This is a genomic window from Limnohabitans sp. 2KL-3 (genome assembly GCF_001269405.1).
Lineage (GTDB): Bacteria > Pseudomonadota > Gammaproteobacteria > Burkholderiales > Burkholderiaceae_C > Limnohabitans_A.
Map to the genome: position 1 here is coordinate 71,901 of NZ_CXON01000012.1, position 16,202 is coordinate 88,102.

Here is a 16,202-nt window from a genome sequence, read left to right on the forward strand (position 1 = left end):
AAAAACAAAATCAACTTCTATTTTTTGAATCCGATGAATTCAAACAAAAAAGTCGGGAGAAACAGGCCTAAGGCAAGTTGGCACGCTGTTTGCTCAATGAGTTCGCTCCCCTGTTGTGGCCATTGGCCACTGAACCATTGACAACCCTTCAAAGGAAATCCTGACATGAATACTCTTTACCAAGCCATGCTGTCGCAAGCCGTTGCAGGTCAGATGCTCAACATGCGTGATGTGTCGCAGTTTTCTGCGGCAGAAATTCGCCAAACCATGGCCGACCTGGTGGCGGCCGACCGCATGGATCTGGCCAGCGCTTTGGCCGCTGCGGGCCAAAGCCTGTACCCCGAGAGTGAAGACATTTTGGCCATCAGCGCCTTGCTGGCCGAAGTTCAGCAAGATTGGGCCAACGCCGAAGAGTTGCTGCTCAAACTGGTCGAAGTGCAAGGCGACGCGGCCACGCCAGTCACCCTGCGCCACCTGATTCGCGTGCAGCGCTGCCAGTGCGAGCCGGCCAAAGCCATGCAAGTGGCCCAAAAGGCCGTGGCCATGTACCCCCAAGACGCCTCGCTGCAAGAAGAGCTCGCTTCATTGCAAGAACTGTTCTCTGAGGAATTGCCGCTGGAAGCGTCAAGCCAAGTGCATTGATACAGCACACCCAAACATCCCAACCCAACCCACCTCGTCACTTCTCCCTACGTTAAGGACTCTTTGCCATGACCGTCATCAACACCAACGTGAAATCGCTGATTTCACAAAACGCCCTCATCCGCAACAACCGCGCCGTGGAAACATCCATGGAGCAGCTGTCCACAGGCAAGCGCATCAACAGCTCTGCCGACGATGCCACCGGCATGGCCATCACCAACCGCATGACCTCACAGATCCGCGGTCTGGACCAAGCGGTTCGCAATGCCAACGACGGCATCTCGCTCATCCAAACCGTGGAAGGTTCACTCAACGAAGTCAACAGCATGCTGCAACGCATGCGTGAGTTGTCCATCCAATCGGCCAACGACACCAACACCGTCGAAGACCGTGGATTTTTGGACATGGAATTCCAAGAATTGAAACAAGAAATCAACCGCGTTGCCAAAAACACCCAGTGGAACGGCATGGACGTTCTCAACAAATCAGCCACGGCCGGTAACGGTGCAGGCAAATTTGAATTCCAGGTCGGCGCGAACGCCAACCAGTTGATTTCGATTCAGTTGCAAGACTTCCGGACTGATGCAGCTGTGGCAAGTAATGTTGAGTTGAAAAACTCTGCACCGGCCAAAGCAGTTACACCCGCCCAACCAGCTGTAGTAGCCCAACCTCAAGTCAGCACTTTGACGCTGTCTGGCGCATACCAAGCCGGTGCCGCCGCCACTACCGGTACCGGTGCCACCGGCATCGTAGGTGGTGACACCATCAAATTGGAGATTGGGACCAAATCGATCACTTACACGGTGAAGCCAACCGATATTGGTACAACCCCTGCCGACACTTTAACGCTGATCAGAAATTCCATCGTTAGCACAGTAGGAATCGAAAACGATTTGGGCGTGGTATTGACCAGCGAGGGAACAGACAAGATTAAATTCACTGGCCCAACAGGTGTAAATTTCACCCCAAAAGTGACCACCTCATTTTCAACTGCTGGCCAAGCTCTTGTTGGAAACGAAACAGTCGGCAGCGTCTCAACAAAAGAATCCAACAGCCTTACTCTCTCAGGTCAATACCAAGAAGGTGACATCATTACCCTGAAAAACGGCAGTAACGAATTCAAATACCAGGTCACTAGCGCCGACGCCACAGCATCTAAACTCGCAACACCTACCTATGCCGCAATGGCTACCAACATCATTGCAGCAGTAACCAGCGGTAAGCTTGGAAGTGCAACAGCAACATCAGCAGTGGCAGGCAGCACCGCAGTGATAACGTTCACGGCCTCCAATTACGGAGCGAACACACTGGACCTGAGTGCACAAGCGAGCACCTCAACGTTAAACGCAGGCAAAGTGATTGCTGGCACCGAATCTCTCGGCACCCCCACTGCACAAGAATTCAATACCCTCACTCTCGCAGGTTCATACCAAAAAGGTGATGTCATCACCCTGAAAAACGGTGCGGCAACTTTAGATTACACAGTCACGATTGACGACGCTGCTGACGCGACATTGAACAGATTGGCGAACAGCATCGTTGCAGCAGCCAGCGGTAAACTTGAAGGTACATTAGCGGAAGTCGAAGGGACAGCAGGGGTTAAATTCACGGCCCTCACTGTGGGCGCGAACAAACTGGACCTGAGTGCCACCGTTAAAAATGCCAACTTGTTCGCCACCCAAGCGGCCAAGGTGACAACACCCGAGGTGTTCACCTCTGCAGCAGCCGCCCAAGTTGACGAACTGTCGATCAGCGGCCGTTTTGATTCTGGTGACAAAGTCAAACTGACCCTCAACGGAATCGATATTGAATACACCGTATCGGACGCCGATGCCAATGGCAACAACCCCAACGAGGCCGTTGCCAAAGGATTGACTCTGAAACTGGAGCAAGCAACACCTCAACCTGGCGTAGCATTCGTCCGATCTGGCAGCAGCATCACATTCACGGGCAATGCCAACGGTACGGCCTTCACGTCCAATGTGAGCATCAATCGGGTAAACCCACAAGTGATCGACGGCAAACCTGCCGGCAGCTTGAACATGATTGCGCAGAGCAGCCTCACCACCAGCGCAAATGCCCAAGCGGCCATCGCAAGTCTGGATGATGCCATCGCGGTCATCAGCGAATCTCGCGCCAACATGGGTGCGGTCATGAACCGTTTGACCTTTGCAGCCGACAACCTGATCAACGTGGCACAAAACTCCACCGAGTCGCGTAGCCGCATTCTGGACACGGATTTTGCCAAGGCATCGAGCGAGTTGGCCCGTACCCAGATCATCTCGCAGGCGGCCACGTCTGTGTTGGCTCAGGCCAACCAGAGCACGCAGTCGGTGATGAAACTGTTGCAAGGCTAAGCCACTGAATGACGTTCGGCCGTGACATGAAAACTGTCATGCGCCCGAACGCTCAGCCAACACCCTGTGTCACCCGCCAGCTTCTGGCGGCGATGTGCGCCAAAGCCAACAGCCACTCACTGGCCAAGGCTTGGGCGGCCACACCGAACACAGCGGTGCGAGTGCAAGCCCAGCTGGACTTGCACACCGTATTTGTTTGATTGAAAGATTGATTCTGCAAACCCGAGGCAGTTAACCCTTGCCCTCTACCACCCCCATCAGGTCCTTGCACCCAGACCCAGACCGCTGATGCCTGAATCCAAACCCTCCCCTACACAAGCCGCTGACCCCAAGCGCGGACCCAATTGCTGGCAGTGCCGGTTTTTTGGCGTGAGCCACATCCCTGCCACGCCTTATGTTTGCCGCGCCATGGGCTTTCAATCCAAATTGTTGCCTTCGCTCGAAGTGTTGCGGGTTGATGGTCGGTTTTGTCATGTTTTTGAGCCGAAACCACCTTTGGCCAAATCTGCCACCAAGCAGTGAGCCCCGTGCATGTGCTGGGCCCGGTGATGTTTGTCCGCTTCTTTGTAGGAGCGGCGCCCTCGCCGCGATCAAGTCTTGCAGACCACGACCCATCGCCCCGGGGGCGGGGCTCCTACAAAATGCAGGGATTCACATGTGGGCAGGCATTCCCATGTGGGCAGGGGTTCCCCTGTAGGGGCGGCGCCCTCGCCGCGATCAAGCCTCGCAGACCACGACCCATCGCCCCGGGGGCGGGGCTCCTACAGGGACGGCATCGCTGATCTGAACCATCGCCCCGGGGGCGGGGCTCCTACATGGATGGCATCGCTGATATGACACTTCGCCCCGAGGGCGGGGCTCCTACAGGGATGGCATCGCCGATCTGAACCATCGCCCTGAGGGTGGGGTTCACACGCTGATCGCACTGCGCTGTCAATCTTCCGTCAATCAGGTGTCAAAGATTTGAATTCTTGGAGTCCGATTTAAATAGTGTTTTTTATTTTTTTAGAGTTTTTTAGAATTCAAAAAATTCTGGCACAGACTTTGCTTAATAGATTTCATATTAACATGAGGTCAACAACGTGAAGTCCCAAACCTTTTGTGCGCCCTTGGCCCTTTGGCTGGACCCCGAAACAGCTCTGAGCCCCGAGCACACCCAAGCCTTGCAGATGAGTGGTTGGTCCGTCATGCCGATCAGCACACTCGACAGTTTGGTGGCCCAAGCTGGCGATGCCACGGTGTTGGTCTTGCACTTGGCGCACGATGTCACGCGCCTCAAGGATGTTCAGCAAGTCTTGCAAAACGCGTGCCTGGGCACACCGGTGGTTTGCCGTGTGGACCGCGATGACATGGACTTGGCCGTCGATGCCACGCAGTGCGGCGCATTGACCGTGCTGGCCTCGCACGATGTGCGCAGCAGCACTTGGCAAGGGTTGCACGCCAAACTCACCCACGCTCACGCCCACTCCCACACCTCCGCCCCATCCCCCCAACGCAGCGCCCAGCCGGTGCGCAATGTGGTGTTTGTGGACCCCGCCAGCCAGCACCTGTTGGCCTTGGCCAAAAAAGTGGCACAAGCCGAAGTGACCGCCTTGTTGGTCGGCCCCACCGGCGCAGGCAAAGAGGTCATGGCCCGCGTGCTTCACGAAGCCTCAGGCCGCGCACGCGGACCGTTCGTGGCCCTCAATTGCGCGGCTTTGCCAGAAAACCTGATCGAAGACATGCTGTTTGGCCACGAAAAAGGCGCATTCACCGGGGCGCACCGTGAGCACAAAGGCGTGTTTGAACAAGCCCAAAACGGCACGCTGTTCCTGGACGAGATTGGCGAGATGCCCATGCACCTGCAAAGCAAGTTGCTGCGCGTGTTGCAAGAGCGTCAGCTCACCCGCCTGGGCGGTCACACCCCCCTGGCCCTGAATGTGCGCGTGGTGGCGGCCACCAACAAAGACCTCAAGCAGGCCATTGTGGACCGCGAGTTCCGCGAAGACCTTTACTACCGCATTGCCACGTTCCGCCTGCGCTTGCTGCCCTTGTGCGAGCGACCAGAGGACATCATCCCGCTGGCCTTTCAGTGCCTGATGCAGCACGAGCACCACGGCCAAAGCTGGCGTCTGCACCCGCAAGCGCAAGCCCTGCTGCTGCAATACCCCTGGCCCGGCAATGTGCGTGAATTGGAAAACGTGATGCGCCGCGCGATGGTGCTGTGCACAGACCACCACATCAGCCCAGCGCATTTGATGTTTGACGAGTGCTTGACCAGCATGCCACTCGCTGCACCAATGCTTGTCCCTGCAGCACATGCCTTGCCAAGCCAGGACACAGCCGCTTGGGTCAGTGCTGCGCCAGCAGCGGCCATGCCCTTTGAGCACGCCCTCCCTGAACACCTGTCGGCCCACGAGGCAGAAGACCGCGCTTTGCACTCCGCGATTCACCACACCGACCCGCACAACACCGACCTGCACAGCGCCACTCGCCTGAGTGAGCACCAGGTCATCATGGCCACATTGGCCAGCACCCCGAGCAAAACCGAAGCAGCCAAACGTCTGGGCATCAGCCCCCGTACGCTGCGCTACAAAATGGCCCAACTGCGTGAGCACGGCCTGTCCTTGGCTTCAGCCTACTGAAGGAGTTACACATGAACGACAAAGCCATTTCTCCCGCCAGCATCCATTCGATGTTGAAAACACTGCGCACCCACCAGGCCCAGGCCGCGGGCATGCCCGATTCGGATGAGCTCAAAAGCACCACAGCCGAAGTTGGCAAAACCAACTTCGGTGAATTTGTGGCGGATGCCCTGAGCGAGGTCAACCAGACGCAGGTCCAATCGACCAACTTGCGCACCGCCTACGACCGGGGCCAGACCATGTCCTTGACCGATGTGGTGCTGAGCATGCAGAAATCGTCGCTGGCTTTTGAAGCCACTTTGCAGGTGCGCAACAAAGTGCTCAAGGCCTACGAAGACATCTTGAACATGCCCGTCTGATCGATCTAAAGAGAACTCACCATGGCCACAGCTACTGCATCAATGAACACGGGCCTGATGACGGCGACCAACCCTCAAGCTCAGGTGCCCGCCCCTGCTGGCAGCATGGCCTTGACCACGGCCCCGGGGGAAGGCGCACGCGCCGCCCCCGGCGGGGGTTTGAGTGCTTGGCAAACCCTGGGCATGTCGGACACTTTCATCAAAGTCATCCAGCAGCCTTCTGTGCGCCGCGTGTTGCCACTCATTTTGATGCTGGTGGTGCTGGTGATTTTTGGCTTGACCTATTCGTGGATGCAAAGCACGCCTTACCGCCCGGTCATGCCCGGGCTGCAAGAGGCTGACCAGCAAGCGGCGTTCAATTCGCTCAAAACGGGCGAGTTTCATCCCAAAATCGATCCGGTCACGGGCCAGCTCACGGTGCCCAGCGAGCGCTTTCATGAGGCGCGTATCTTTTTGGCCTCGCAGGGCTTGCCCAAGGCCGGGTCCACGGGCTTGGACGGGCTGAAAGACCAGTCGTCGATGACCACGAGCCAGTTCATGGAGCAGGTCAAGGTGAACGCCGCCATGGAACAGGAACTGGCGCGATCGATCATGCAAATTGGCAGTGTGCAAAGCGCCCGTGTGCACTTGGCCACGCCCAAGCAAAGCGTGTTTGTGCGGGACAGAACACCGCCCAAAGCTTCTGTGGTGTTGGCACCCTATCCTGGCCGCGCCGTGTCGGCCTCGCAGGTGCAGGCCATTGTTCATCTGGTGTCGTCCAGCGTGCCCTATCTCTCACCGGACCAGGTCACGGTGGTGGACAACGTGGGCAAGCTCATGACCGAGTCAGCCACCGAACAAAAGCTGGGCCTGACCTCGGCACAAGAGCAGCACAAGCAGCAGATGGAAGAGGTCTTGCGCGGCCGCATCATGCAAATCCTCTCGCCCATGGTGGGCGAGGCCAATGTGCGCTCACAGGTCAATCTGGTGCTGGACTTCACCCAGACGGAGAGCACCACCGAAGACTTTGACAACCGCGACAGAGGCCCACGCACGCGCTCCGAGGTGGTGGCCGAAGACCGCGCCACCCTGCGCGATGCCGAAGGCATTCCGGGCTCGCTGTCCAACACGGCGCCCGCTGCCCCCACCACCACCAACAACACCCAGGTGGACCCGACCAAGGGCTCATCGGAATCGAACAACAAAACCCTGAGCAACCGGTCGACACGCAACTTCGAGCTCGACCGGACGGTGCGCCATGTGCGCACCGCCAGCGGTGGCATTCAAAAAATCAGCGTGGCCGTGATCGTCAACGAGCGCCCTGCCCCGCCTGCGGCCAAAGATGCGCCCGTGGTGCCCAATGCCCCCAAGAGCATTGCCTACACCCCCCAAGAGCTCGATCAGATGCTGCAAGTGGTGCGCGGCGTGGTGGGCTTCAATGCCGAGCGCGGCGACAACGTCTCGGTGGTGCCCGCCAAGTTTGAAGCGCCCGCCGTGCTGGAAAGCATCCCTTGGTACTTGGAAGACGTGGTGCAAAACGGCTTCAAAAGTGGCTTGCTGGCGATCAGTTTCATCGTGTTCATGTTGACCGTGGTGCGCCCCATCATGCGCAACCTGACGGCCAGCAGGCTGCAGGCCGAAGAAGAAAAAGCCAAAGCCGCTGCACTGGCCGATGGCGAGTTGAGTGCCGAGGACATGAAGATGATCCAGCTTGGCGAGGGTGAAAGCCTGGAAGACATCAAGGCCAAACTCAAGCCCAAGAAGTCGAGCATCAGCGCCGAGATGCTGGACACGGCCAATACATACGACGACAAAGTGGCCATCATCCGCATGATGGTGGCCGAGGATTCGGGCCGGGTGGCCAATGTACTCAAGGGCATGATCAAGATCGCCTGAACCCTGTAAGGATGGAACGACATGGCCACGAAAAAAGACAGCGACAAAGACGCCAAAGGCAAAGATGCCAAAGAGGTCAAGGGTAAGGACGGCAAAGGCAAAGAAGGGAAGGACGGCAAAGAAGGCAAGGACGTCAAAGACACCGAACCGGCGCTTGTAGACGCGCCGATTGTGATGACCGAGGAGTTGCAAGAAGAACTGGCCGCCATGACCGGCTCTCAGCGGGCAGCGGTGCTGATGCTTTTGCTGGGCGAGCAGCAGGCGTCCGAGATCATCCGCTTCATGAACCCCAAAGAGGTGCAGGCGCTGGGGGCGGCCATGGTGTCGGTCGCTGATTTGTCGCAAGAGGCGGTGAACGTCGTGCTGGACGAATTTGTCGCCATGCTCAAAAAGCAAACCAGTCTGGGCTTGGGCACGGGGGACTATGTCGAAAAAGTCCTCAAGCGTGCCTTGGGCGACGACAAAGCCTCGTCGGTGCTCAGCCGCATCTTGCCGGGCCAGGGCAGCAAGGGCCTGGACATCCTGAAATGGATGGACGCCCGGTCGATTGCCGACATGATCCGCAACGAACACCCACAGGTCACGGCCATCATCTTGTCGGTGCTCGAATACGACGTGGCGGCCGACGTGCTGAATTTTTTGGCCCCGGAGGCACGCCCCGAGATCTTGCAGCGCATTGCCAGCCTGGAGACGGTGCAACCGTCGGCCATGGAAGAGCTCGAATCGATCATGAAAAAGCAGTTCGCCAGCAACTCGTCGGCGAAATCGTCGAGCTTTGGTGGCATCAAGGCGGCGGCCAAAATCATGAACTTCGTCAAGGTCGATCTGGAGGCCTCCATCATGGGGGGGCTGTCAGATCTCGACCCCGAGCTGATGTTGAAGATCCAGGACAACATGTTCACCTTCGAGAACCTGGTGGGCGTGGACAACCGGGGCATCCAGGCGCTGATGCGCAAAGTGGAGCCCGACATGCTGATGACGGCCCTCAAAGGCGCACCCGAATTTGTCAAGGACAAATTCTTCGACAACATGTCGGCGCGTGCGCGGGTGATGTTCATCGACGACATGGAGTCGAAGGGGCCGCTGCGCATCACCGATGTGGAAGACGCGCAAAAGACCATCATGCGACTGGCCCGCAAGCTGTCGGACGCGGGCGAGCTGGTGCTGGCTGGCCGTGGAGATGACTTTGTCTGAAAACGCAAACCCAACGGGCAGCTGGCACGCCAGCGCTTTGCTCAATGGCAAAAGCCAAACGCCCTCTTTTTTGCGGACCCAGTGGGATGATGCCAAAGTGCATTCGTTTGGCCCCTGGCGTGTGGCCGATCGCTCTGACCCCACCGATGCGTTGACCTTGCCCGAGCCCTTGCCCAGCGCCAGCTTGCCTGAACACAAAGCCAAGCCCCCCAAAGACGACACGCCAGAAACCCCTGCACTGCCCCCAGCCGAAGAAACGCGGGTCTCTGAGTCTGCCCTGAGCGCCTTGCGCGATGCGGCCTACCGCCAAGGACTGTCCGATGGCCAAGCCCAGATGCACAAGCAGCTGAGCGCCGAGATGGACGCAGAACGCGCCAAAGAGCGCGAACTGATCCGGCACCTGGGCATCGAACTGAACAGCATCAGCCAAGACCCGCAGCGTTTTTTTGAGCCACTCAAGCGCTTGTCGCTGCATGTGGCCGAGCAGTTGGTGCGAGCCGAGTTGCAGCTGTCGGGCCATGCCGTGAATGGTTTGATTCAGGGCTGTATTCAACAGCTGGACCACGCCGCCGAGGCTGTGCATGTGAGCCTGAACCCGCAAGACCTGCAACGCGTCAAAGCGCTGGGCCAAGCGGCCATTGAACACCTGCAGCTGGAGCCCGACGCCCAGTTGCGCCCGGGCAGTGTGCGGGTGCGCGTGCAAGACACCTTGGTGCAAGACCTGATTGAGCACCGCCTGGAGCCGCTGGCGCGGCGCTTGCTGGTCCAGCCCGAAGCCTGGATGCGCGACTCCAGCCTGGTGCAAGACAAAGTCGACGTGCTGCCCGAAAACACGCCCAAGCGGGACTGGGACCACCAGGTCATTGACGTGCAAGACACCCACATCAAAAACGCCGAACCCGGCGAGGACGCCACGGCATGAACTTCGATCAAGAGGTGAACCAGCTGATCGGCGAGCTGCATGCACCCGAGCCCCAACGCAGCGGAACCTTGGTGCGGCTGGTGGGCATGCGGCTGGAAACACGCGGACTGATGGCCCCCTTGGGCGCATGCTGTGAAATCGTGGGCCAGCTGGGCCACCGGGTCGAGGCAGAGGTGGTGGGCTTCAACGACGACACCCTGTTTTTGCTGCCGTTCACCGAGCCGCAGGGCATTGGTCCAGGGGCCCAGGTGCGTGTGCTCAGCCACACGTCTCAGGTATGGCTGGGTCCCGATTTGTTGGGCCGCATCATCGACGGGCGCGGAAATGCGCTGGATGGCAAGCCACAGCCAGAGTGCCGCGATGTGCTGAGCCTGCAAGGTCGTCCCATCAACCCCATGGAGCGCGGCCCCATCAAGGAAGTCCTGGACGTGGGCGTGAAAGCCATCAACGGCATGCTGACGATTGGCCGGGGCCAACGCTTGGGGTTGGTGGCAGGCTCTGGCGTCGGCAAGAGTGTGCTGCTGGGCATGATGACCCGCTTCACCGAAGCCGACGTGGTGGTGATTGGCCTCATCGGCGAACGGGGTCGCGAAGTGCAGGCCTTCATTGAAGAATCGCTCGGACCGGTCGGTTTGGCCAAGTCGGTGCTGGTTGCCGCACCGGCCAACGAATCGCCGGTATTGCGACTGAAAGCCACCCACTTGACCCATGTGATTGCCGAGTATTTTCGGGACCGGGGCCAAAACGTGCTGATGTTGGTGGACAGCCTGACCCGCGTGGCCCATGCGCAGCGCGAAATCGGCCTGGCCGTGGGCGAGCCCCCCACCGCCAAGGGCTACCCCCCTTCGGTGTTTGCGCTGCTGCCCAACTTGATTGAACGCGCTGGTGTGGGTCGCCACGGCGTGGGTTCGATCACCGCCATTTACACCGTGCTGGCAGAAGGAGATGACACCAACGACCCGATTGTGGACATCGCCCGCGCCTCGCTGGACGGCCAAGTGATGCTGTCGCGCAAACTGGCCGATGCGGCGCACTACCCCGCCATCGACCTCAATGGTTCGGTCTCGCGGGTGATGCAAAACCTGCTCTCAGCCGAAGACCAAAAACTGGCCAACCGTTTCAGGCGTTTGTGGTCGCTGTACCAACAAAATCAGGATCTGATCCAGGTGGGTGCTTACGAAGCGGGCAGCAATGCCGATCTGGACCAGGCCATTCGCTTGCGCTCGCAAATGGAAAGTTTTTTGCAACAAGACATGCACACCAGCCAAGACGCGGGCACCACCCGACTGCAAGTGCAAGCCCTCATGAACCACTGAGGAACCGGCCCCATGACGTTTGCAAGAACGCATTTTTTGTGGGAGCGGCGCCCTCGCCGCGATAACGCCTCGCAGACCACCCCCCATCGTCCGGATGGTGAGGCTCCCACAGGGATCTCCGTGCCCAACAAAAGCCGTTCACTTCGAACTTCACAGGGCCAGAACCATCAACCACCAAGGAGAACAACATGCGAGAAGCAAGAAGCTGCTGGCCGGTGCTGGTGAACAAAGCAGAAGATGCGCTCAAAGCCGCTCAAAACGAGCTGACCCAGGCGCTGGACCATGTGAAGCAACTCGAAGCCAGCCACCTGCGGCTGTGCAAGCTGTACGACGAGTACCGCTTGCAAGAACAGACCCGGGACGGCACCGTGATGGGCATGCAAGCCAGCATGAACCACCGCCAGTTCATGACCCAGTTGCTCGGCCTGCAGCAGCGTGTGGTGTTGGATCTGGGCAAAGCCCAGACCACCTTGGCGCAAATGCGCAAAAAACGCCTCCAAGCCGAAATGGAGCTGCACAAAATGCAGTCACTGGTCGAGCAAGACAACAAGGCCGTTGCGCAAGATGTCCAGCGGCACGAACAACGGCAGATGGACGAGCTGGGCGTGCGGCAGTTCATATTGGGGATGCAAAACTGAGCTGTGACCCGTCGCTTTTGGCGCTTGCTCACCCCCGACCTGTCCGTGGCGTGCCCCCCGCACTGTCGATACAGCACGATGCCGTTTGCATCGCCACTTTTTTTGTAGGAGCGACGCCCCCGTCGCGATCACCCTCGCAAACCACCAACAATCGCCCCGAGGGCGGGGCTCCCACAAAATGCAGACAGGCCCCCTGCAATCGCAGACATGCCCCCTGTAGGAGCGACGCCCCCGTCGCGATCACCCTCGCAGACCACCACCCATCGCCCCGAGGGCGGGGCTCCCACAAACTGCAGAACACCTCCCCATGCAATTGCAGACATGACCCCTGTAGGAGCGACGCCCCCGTCGCGAAAATCCTCGCAGACCACCACCCATCGCCCCGAGGGCGGGGCTCCCACAAACTGCAGAACACCCCCCACTGCAATGGCAGGCCTCCCCCTGTAATGGCAGGCCTCCCCCTGCAATGGCAGACATGCCCCCTGTAGGAGCGACGCCCCCGTCGCGATCACCCTCGCAAACCACAACCGATCGCCCCAAGGCCGGGGCTCCCACAAAATGTAGGACATTGCTTCAGACGGCTTGCTCGTTTTGGGGTGTTTCGCCATCGCCAAAAAGCTTTTGGATGGCTTGCCGAAGCCACTGATGCCCGGGATCTCGGTGCAAGCGACCATGCCAAAACTGGTGTATGGCGCTCTCATCCACGGGCATGGGCAGGTCCCGCTTGACCAGGCCAAAGGGTCCCAAGGTGCGGTCTGCAAACCGCTCAGGCACGGTGGCAATCAAATCGGAATGGCTCAACACATCGCCCAAAGCCACGTAATGCGGAACCGTCAGACGAAAGTGACGGCGCAGTTTTTGCTGCGCCAAGGCCACGTCGACCCGACCATGCCCTGTGCCTGCAGCCACCACACGCACATGTTCAGCGGCAGTGAACGAAGCCAAATTCAACGGGTTTGGACCCGCCAAGGCATGCCCTTGCCGCATCAAACAAATGTATTTCTGCCGAAACAAGGCTTGCTGAAAAAAACCCGCCTGCAGCTGCGGCAACAAGCCCATGGCCAGGTCAATGCGGCCGGTGGCCATGTCTTCTTTGAGCGAGGCCTGCGTCACGCTGACCACCTGCAAAGTCACCCCGGGGGCTGACCGCGTCAAAGCATCCACCAACACGGGCAAAAAATACATCTCGCCCACATCGGTCATGGCCAGGCAAAAGCTGCGTGTGCTCAGCGCAGGGTCAAATGCCGCCCGCACATTCAAGGCCTGTTGCAAACCATCCAAAGCCATGGCCACGGGTTCGGCCAATTGCAAGGCATAGGGCGTGGGCTCCATGCGCCCTTGCGTGCGCAAAAAAAGCTCATCGCCCAATGTGCTGCGCAAACGCCCCAAGGCACTGCTGACGGCCGGCTGGCTCATGCCCAGCACCTCAGCCACCGTGGACACCCGCTTTTTCAAAAGCAAGTGATGCAAGACCACCAGCAGGTTCAGATCGATTTTGGAGATGTCCATGGGGAGAGGCTCTTTGGTAATTTGTGTTTTGAATTTTGTAAAACTGACTTGATATTTGAATTTCAAATATCGACTATACAAATAATCCGGTTTACTAATTTTCGGATTTTACGCATGATCCCGGTCAAGTTTCATCAGGAGTCCCTATGCAGGAACACCCCATTCACTGGGAGACACAGGGTACGAGCCGTGTGCCCTTTGCCCTTTATGCCAATCCCGACAACCACAAAAAAGAGCTGGACCGTTTTTTCTACAAGGCCCACTGGAGCTATGTGGGCCTGGAGGCCGAAGTCCCCAACCCGGGCGACTTCAAACGCACCGTGATCGGTGAACGCTCGGTCATCATGACGCGCAGCCAAGACGGCCAAATTCACGTCGTTGAAAACGTCTGCGCACACCGTGGCATGGCGTTTTGCCGTGAGCGCCATGGCAACAAAAAAGAACTGGTCTGCCCCTACCACCAGTGGAGCTACGCCTTGGACGGCAAGCTGCAAGGCGTGCCCTTCAGGCGTGGCGTGCGCCAGGATGGCGAAGTCAACGGCGGCATGCCGGCAGACTTTGACCCCAAAGACCACGGACTGACTTCGCTGAAAGTGGCCACACGGGGTGGCGTGGTGTTTGCCTCGTTTGACCACGACGTAGAGTCGCTCGAAGACTTCATGGGCCCCACCATCCTGCGTTACTTTGACCGCCTGTTCAACGGCCGCAAGCTCACCATCTTGGGCTACAACCGACAGCGCATTCCGGGCAACTGGAAGCTGATGCAGGAAAACATCAAAGACCCTTACCACCCCGGTCTGCTGCACACCTGGTTTGTGACCTTTGGCCTTTGGCGTGCTGACAACAAATCCGAGCTGCGCATGGACGAACACCACCGCCATGCGGCCATGATTTCCACGCGCGGCTCAGCGGGTCAGGCGGCGGGGGACAAAGCCCAGGTCACGCAAGTGAGCAGCTTCAAGGCCAGCATGCAGCTCCATGACCCGAGCTTTCTGGACATCGTGCCCGAGCCTTGGTGGCAACTGGGCGATCAGATGCCTACGGCCGTGATGATGACGCTGTTTCCCAGTGTGATTTTTCAGCAGCAGGTCAACAGCGTGTCCACCCGCCACATCCAGCCCGATGGCCATGGCGCATTCGACTTTGTCTGGACGCACTTTGGCTTTGAGGACGACACGCCCGAGATGACCGAACGCCGCTTGCGCCAGTCCAATCTGTTTGGCCCGGCGGGCTTCGTGTCGGCCGACGACGGCGAAGTGATCGAGTTTTCGCAACAGGCCTTTGAAAGCAAACCCGAGCACCGCATGCTGGTGGAGCTGGGCGGACGCGATGTGGGGGAGACCGACCACATGGTGACCGAAACCCTCATCAGGGGCATGTACGAATACTGGCGCAAAGTGATGGAGGATTGATCATGCCCAAACCCTTGATAGACCTGCAAACCTGGTTCGACATCCAGCAGCTTTATGCCTATTACGCCAGCGCCGTGGACAGCGGCAACTGGGACTTGTGGCCCGAATTTTTCACCGAGCAGTGCGTGTACAAACTGCAACCGCGTGAAAACTTTGAGCGCGGCTTTCCGCTGTGCACACTGTCTTTCACCAGCAAGGGCATGCTCAAGGACCGCGCCTATGGCATCCAAGAGACGCTTTACCACGACCCCTATTACCAGCGGCATGTGGTGGGGGCGCCCGTGGTGAGGCGCGTTGAAGACGGTCGCATTTATGCCGAAGCCAACTACGCGGTGTTTCGCACCAAGCTCGACAAGGAAAGCACCGTGTTCAATGTGGGCCGCTACATCGACACCATCGTGTCAACCCCCGAAGGCCTGAAGTTTGCCGAGCGCCTGTGCGTTTACGACAGCGAAATGATCCCCAACTCCATCATTTACCCCATCTGACCATGGATGATGCCGTTTTGAGACCCCCCTGTAGGAGCGACGCCCCCGTTGCGATAAGCCTCGCAGACCACCACCCATCGCCCCGAGGGCGGAACTCCCAAAAATGCCAGCCATTCCCCTGTAGGAGCGACGCCCCCGTCGCGATAAGACTCGCAGACCACAAGCCATCGCCCCGAGGGCGGGGCTCCCAAAAACGGCAGCCATTCCCCTGTAGGAGCGACGCCCCCGTCGCGATAAGCCTTGCAGACCACCACCCATCGCCCCGAGGGCGGGGCTCCCACAAAATCGCGATACTCCTCGCAGACCACCACCCATCGCCCCGAGGGCAGGGCCCCCAAAAATGCCAGGCATTCCCCTGTAGGAGCGACGCCCCCGTCGCGATAAGCCTTGCAGACCACAAGCCATCGCCCCGAGGCCGGGGCTCCCACATAATTGCGATAAGCCTCGCAGACCACCACCCATCGCCCCGAGGGTGGGGCTCCCGCATCACCACACACCTCAAGAGAGAACACCTATGACCCCATGGACCGACGTGGCCGCCGAGGCCGATTTGTTTGAAGGCGCTGGCATCGCCGTGACGCCTGAGGGCCAAGACATTGCCCTCTTCAAACTCGATGATGGCGGCGTGTATGCCATCAACAACCTGTGCAGCCATGGCAACGCCAAACTCTGCGACGGCTTTGTCGAAGGCCACCATGTGGAGTGCCCCTTTCATCAGGCGCTGTTTGATGTGCGTGACGGCACCGTCAGCTGTGGCCCGGCCACCGAGCCGGTCAAGTCTTGGCCGGTCAAAATTGAGAACGGCCGAGTTCTGCTCAAGCTCGATCAGTGACGGCAAAGCAACCGTTAAACTAGCCAGCGGCGGA

14 protein-coding genes are annotated in these 16,202 nt (G+C 58.9%); 13 read left to right on the forward strand and 1 reads right to left on the reverse strand.

Annotation, left to right across the window (positions count from 1 at the left end; translation table 11 throughout):
* Positions 1–165: 165 nt before the first annotated feature.
* The 10 genes from AMM41_RS14675 (at position 166) to AMM41_RS14720 (ending at position 11,927) form a co-directional block, all read left to right on the forward strand.
* A complete protein-coding gene (locus AMM41_RS14675) occupies positions 166–642 on the forward strand; it encodes a hypothetical protein (protein WP_089960355.1) in 477 nt (158 codons plus the stop codon).
* A gap of 68 nt (positions 643–710) precedes the next feature.
* A complete protein-coding gene (locus AMM41_RS14680) occupies positions 711–2,999 on the forward strand; it encodes a flagellin N-terminal helical domain-containing protein (RefSeq protein WP_089960359.1) in 2,289 nt (762 codons plus the stop codon).
* Between the two features lie 26 nt (positions 3,000–3,025).
* Positions 3,026–3,199 carry a hypothetical protein gene (locus AMM41_RS21975; protein ID WP_228769296.1) on the forward strand — a complete coding sequence of 58 codons (174 nt, stop codon included), beginning with the start codon at positions 3,026–3,028 and terminating at the stop codon, positions 3,197–3,199.
* Between the two features lie 882 nt (positions 3,200–4,081).
* A complete protein-coding gene (locus AMM41_RS14690; RefSeq protein ID WP_228769297.1) occupies positions 4,082–5,623 on the forward strand; it encodes a sigma-54 interaction domain-containing protein in 1,542 nt (513 codons plus the stop codon).
* A gap of 11 nt (positions 5,624–5,634) precedes the next feature.
* On the forward strand, positions 5,635–5,982 hold the full coding sequence (gene fliE / locus AMM41_RS14695) for a flagellar hook-basal body complex protein FliE (protein WP_089960365.1): 348 nt from the start codon (positions 5,635–5,637) through the stop codon (positions 5,980–5,982).
* A 21-nt stretch (positions 5,983–6,003) separates the two neighbouring features.
* Positions 6,004–7,857 (forward strand): flagellar basal-body MS-ring/collar protein FliF, encoded by a 1,854-nt coding sequence (gene fliF, locus AMM41_RS14700; protein ID WP_089960367.1) that lies wholly within the window; start codon positions 6,004–6,006, stop codon positions 7,855–7,857.
* A 21-nt stretch (positions 7,858–7,878) separates the two neighbouring features.
* Positions 7,879–9,051: a flagellar motor switch protein FliG gene (gene fliG, locus AMM41_RS14705; protein ID WP_089960370.1), complete on the forward strand. Its 1,173-nt coding sequence runs from the start codon at positions 7,879–7,881 to the stop codon at positions 9,049–9,051.
* The gene (locus AMM41_RS14710) at positions 9,044–9,973 is read left to right on the forward strand and encodes a FliH/SctL family protein (RefSeq protein WP_194944808.1); all 930 of its coding nucleotides are present in this window, start codon (positions 9,044–9,046) and stop codon (positions 9,971–9,973) included. The genes fliG and AMM41_RS14710 overlap by 8 nt, the downstream gene beginning before the upstream one ends.
* On the forward strand, positions 9,970–11,289 hold the full coding sequence (locus AMM41_RS14715) for a FliI/YscN family ATPase (protein ID WP_089960373.1): 1,320 nt from the start codon (positions 9,970–9,972) through the stop codon (positions 11,287–11,289). The genes AMM41_RS14710 and AMM41_RS14715 overlap by 4 nt, the downstream gene beginning before the upstream one ends.
* A gap of 188 nt (positions 11,290–11,477) precedes the next feature.
* Positions 11,478–11,927, forward strand: a complete 450-nt coding sequence (locus AMM41_RS14720; protein WP_089960376.1) for a flagellar export protein FliJ — start codon at positions 11,478–11,480, stop codon at positions 11,925–11,927.
* A 573-nt stretch (positions 11,928–12,500) separates the two neighbouring features.
* On the opposite strand, the gene AMM41_RS14730 is transcribed toward AMM41_RS14720, so the two are convergent.
* Positions 12,501–13,436: a LysR family transcriptional regulator gene (locus AMM41_RS14730; RefSeq protein WP_089960551.1), complete on the reverse strand. Its 936-nt coding sequence runs from the start codon at positions 13,434–13,436 to the stop codon at positions 12,501–12,503.
* A gap of 146 nt (positions 13,437–13,582) precedes the next feature.
* Here AMM41_RS14730 and AMM41_RS14735 point away from each other — a divergent pair, with 146 nt between their 5' ends.
* The 3 genes from AMM41_RS14735 to AMM41_RS14745 all read left to right on the forward strand — a co-directional run bounded on the left by AMM41_RS14735 (position 13,583) and on the right by AMM41_RS14745 (position 16,168).
* On the forward strand, positions 13,583–14,848 hold the full coding sequence (locus AMM41_RS14735) for an aromatic ring-hydroxylating dioxygenase subunit alpha (RefSeq protein WP_089960384.1): 1,266 nt from the start codon (positions 13,583–13,585) through the stop codon (positions 14,846–14,848).
* Between the two features lie 2 nt (positions 14,849–14,850).
* The gene (locus AMM41_RS14740; RefSeq protein ID WP_089960388.1) at positions 14,851–15,336 is read left to right on the forward strand and encodes an aromatic-ring-hydroxylating dioxygenase subunit beta; all 486 of its coding nucleotides are present in this window, start codon (positions 14,851–14,853) and stop codon (positions 15,334–15,336) included.
* 514 nt (positions 15,337–15,850) lie between these two features.
* Entirely contained in the window at positions 15,851–16,168 is a 318-nt protein-coding gene (locus AMM41_RS14745) for a non-heme iron oxygenase ferredoxin subunit (protein WP_089960391.1), read from the forward strand.
* Positions 16,169–16,202 lie beyond the last annotated feature (34 nt).

What these genes read in the sequence shown, in the direction of transcription:
- AMM41_RS14745 (WP_089960391.1), top strand. Translation starts at nt 15,851, where the DNA reads ATGACCCCATGGACCGACGTGGCCGCCGAGGCCGATTTGTTTGAAGGC.
- AMM41_RS14730 (WP_089960551.1), bottom strand. Translation starts at nt 13,436, where the DNA reads ATGGACATCTCCAAAATCGATCTGAACCTGCTGGTGGTCTTGCATCAC.
- fliG (WP_089960370.1), top strand. Translation starts at nt 7,879, where the DNA reads ATGGCCACGAAAAAAGACAGCGACAAAGACGCCAAAGGCAAAGATGCC.
- fliE (WP_089960365.1), top strand. Translation starts at nt 5,635, where the DNA reads ATGAACGACAAAGCCATTTCTCCCGCCAGCATCCATTCGATGTTGAAA.
- AMM41_RS14720 (WP_089960376.1), top strand. Translation starts at nt 11,478, where the DNA reads ATGCGAGAAGCAAGAAGCTGCTGGCCGGTGCTGGTGAACAAAGCAGAA.
- AMM41_RS14715 (WP_089960373.1), top strand. Translation starts at nt 9,970, where the DNA reads ATGAACTTCGATCAAGAGGTGAACCAGCTGATCGGCGAGCTGCATGCA.
- AMM41_RS14735 (WP_089960384.1), top strand. Translation starts at nt 13,583, where the DNA reads ATGCAGGAACACCCCATTCACTGGGAGACACAGGGTACGAGCCGTGTG.
- AMM41_RS14680 (WP_089960359.1), top strand. Translation starts at nt 711, where the DNA reads ATGACCGTCATCAACACCAACGTGAAATCGCTGATTTCACAAAACGCC.
- AMM41_RS14740 (WP_089960388.1), top strand. Translation starts at nt 14,851, where the DNA reads ATGCCCAAACCCTTGATAGACCTGCAAACCTGGTTCGACATCCAGCAG.
- AMM41_RS21975 (WP_228769296.1), top strand. Translation starts at nt 3,026, where the DNA reads ATGAAAACTGTCATGCGCCCGAACGCTCAGCCAACACCCTGTGTCACC.
- AMM41_RS14675 (WP_089960355.1), top strand. Translation starts at nt 166, where the DNA reads ATGAATACTCTTTACCAAGCCATGCTGTCGCAAGCCGTTGCAGGTCAG.
- fliF (WP_089960367.1), top strand. Translation starts at nt 6,004, where the DNA reads ATGGCCACAGCTACTGCATCAATGAACACGGGCCTGATGACGGCGACC.